The organism is Ilyobacter sp., from assembly GCF_041583315.1.
GTDB lineage: Bacteria > Fusobacteriota > Fusobacteriia > Fusobacteriales > Fusobacteriaceae > Ilyobacter.
This window is the reverse complement of the sequence record NZ_JBFHGC010000401.1, coordinates 1-2,699: the sequence shown is the minus strand read 5'-3', so window position 1 is coordinate 2,699 and position 2,699 is coordinate 1. Positions and strand designations below refer to the sequence as shown.

1 protein-coding gene is annotated in these 2,699 nt (G+C 37.3%); it reads left to right on the top strand.

Going from position 1 to position 2,699, the window contains the following annotated elements; translation table 11 throughout:
* On the top strand, positions 1-2,372 hold a 2,372-nt coding region (locus ABZA26_RS12040; protein ID WP_372714760.1), incomplete at its 5' end, for a PolC-type DNA polymerase III.
* Positions 2,373-2,699 lie beyond the last annotated feature (327 nt).

Sequence of the window (2,699 nt, the reverse complement as noted above, 5' to 3'; positions counted from 1 at the left end):
GTGCAGTTATGAGTATGCACTTTGCAAATGAAGGGGAGCTGGCTTCAGCTTATTTCAGATATAATCTCGACCACCTTGAAAGAAAAATTGATTTTTACGATTATATAGAACTCCAGCCTAGAGAAAGTTACAGTGAACTCTATGAAAAGGAGGGCACAGGAACAATAAACTCCTTTAATGATATAGAAAAGGCAAATAAGTTTTTGTATCAACTGGCAAAGGCAAAGAATAAAAGAGTTGTAGCCACTTCAAATGTACACTACCTAGACGAAGAAGATCACAGAGTGAGAAGTATACTTCTTTACGGAAGCGGAAGTGTTTTCCGTGAAAACCAGTATAATTCAGACAACAAATTTTATTTTAGAACCACCAATGAAATGCTGAGAGAATTCTCATATCTCGGAGAAGATGTTGCAAGAGAAATAGTTATAGAATCAACCAATGCCATAGCAGATGAAATAGAAAAAATACAGCCGGTACCCAGTGGATTTTACCCTCCAAAGATAGACAATGCCGAAAAAATAGTAAAAGATATGACATATGAGAAGGCATATAAAATTTACGGGAATCCACTTCCTGAAATAGTGGAACAGCGACTGGAAAGAGAATTAAAGGCCATTATAGGAAACGGATTCTCTGTACTATACCTTTCTGCACAGAAGCTTGTAAAGGAATCTCTAGACAACGGTTACCTTGTAGGATCAAGGGGGTCTGTAGGATCTTCTTTAGTGGCATTCATGATGAATATCACCGAAGTTAATGCACTTTACCCTCACTATATCTGCTCCGATGAAAATTGCAGATACTCTGAATTTATGGACAAAGAAGGGGCGGGAGTAGACCTTCCTGATAAAGTCTGCCCTAAATGTGGAAAAAACCTCAAAAAAGAAGGGCATGCTATACCTTTTGAAGTTTTTATGGGATTCAACGGAGACAAGGTTCCGGATATTGACCTAAACTTTTCTGGTGAATATCAGTCTGAAATACACAGATACTGTGAAAGACTTTTCGGTAAGGAAAACGTATTTAAAGCGGGGACAATATCCACTCTTGCTGAAAAAAATGCCTATGGATATGTAAAAAAATATTTTGAAGAGCATAATATTTCTGTAAGAAATGCCGAGATAATCAGACTTGCAAAAAAATGCGAGGGAGCAAAAAAAACAACAGGACAGCATCCAGGTGGGATGATCGTAGTCCCTCAGGGGCATTCCATATATGAATTCTGCCCGGTGCAAAAGCCTGCCAATGATGAAAAAAATGAATCTATTACAACCCATTTTGATTACCACGTAATGGATGAGCAGCTTGTAAAACTCGATATTTTAGGCCATGACGATCCCACCACCATAAAGCTCCTCCAGGAATACACAGGGGTAGATATATATGATGTTCCCCTGGCAGACCCGGAAACTTTAAAAATATTTTCAGGGACTGAGTCTCTGGGAGTTACTCCAGATCAGATTAATTCTGTTATCGGGACATACGGAGTTCCGGAATTTGGTACTCAGTTCGTAAGACAGATGCTTTTAGATACAATGCCCACAACATTTGCAGAACTTGTGAGAATATCCGGACTTTCCCATGGTACAGACGTTTGGCTGAATAATGCCCAGGAATTTGTCCGTAAGGGAGAAGCTACCCTTTCAGAAATAATATCAGTTAGAGATGATATTATGAACTACCTCATTGATTCTGGTATAGAAAAAGGAACTGCGTTTAAAATAATGGAATTTGTAAGAAAAGGTAGACCAAGTAAGGAAGCAGAAGCATGGGGAGATTATTCAAAACTCATGAAGGAGCACAATGTTCCTGACTGGTATATAGAATCCTGCAGGAGAATAAAGTACATGTTCCCTAAAGGCCATGCCGTTGCCTATGTGACAATGGCAATGAGAATTGCTTACTTTAAAGTCCACTATCCTCTCGCATTTTACGCTGCTTACCTTTCCAGAAAAGCAGACGATTTTGACTCGGAATTTATGCTCTCACTGAACGGTGTGAAAGAAAAAATAGACGAACTCTCAAAAGAGATGAAGCTAGACGTGAGGCAGAAATCCCAGCTTGCTGTAAGTGAGATAATCTTAGAAATGCATGCCAGAGGATTTGAATTCTTAGGAGTAGATATTTATGAGTCTGATGGCTTCAAATTTACCATTGAAGAGGGAAAAATAAGAATTCCTTTAATCGCCATAAATGGTCTAGGTGGAGCAGTAGTAGAGAATGTCATGAAAGAGAGAGAAATTGGAAAATTCCTCTCCTATGAAGACCTTAAGAGAAGGACGAAGGCTTCCCAGACAGTCGTGGAAAAGTTGAAGTTGGTAAATGCAATAGACGGTTTGAGCGACACAAACCAAAAATCTCTTTTCTAAAAAAATGAAATATACAAGGGGCTCTCTGTTTTTTCAGGGAGCCTTAATTTATTTTCATTATTAACTTTAACATATTTTCAAGACTAGCCATAAATACTAATAATCCAAATATATTTATCTATATATTATTTGTTATCTGTTATTCTTCGGAATTTTCTGGAAAACTTTTTGCTACTTTATTTATAAAATTATTTTTTTGACAAAATTCATCAATTTTATAGTATTATATCTTTATCAGAAATGTACATCATAAGCTCATTTCCAAGACTGGTATAAAATCCCTCACAGATATCATCCAGTTCTAAAAATAGTTATATACTCGCAGTG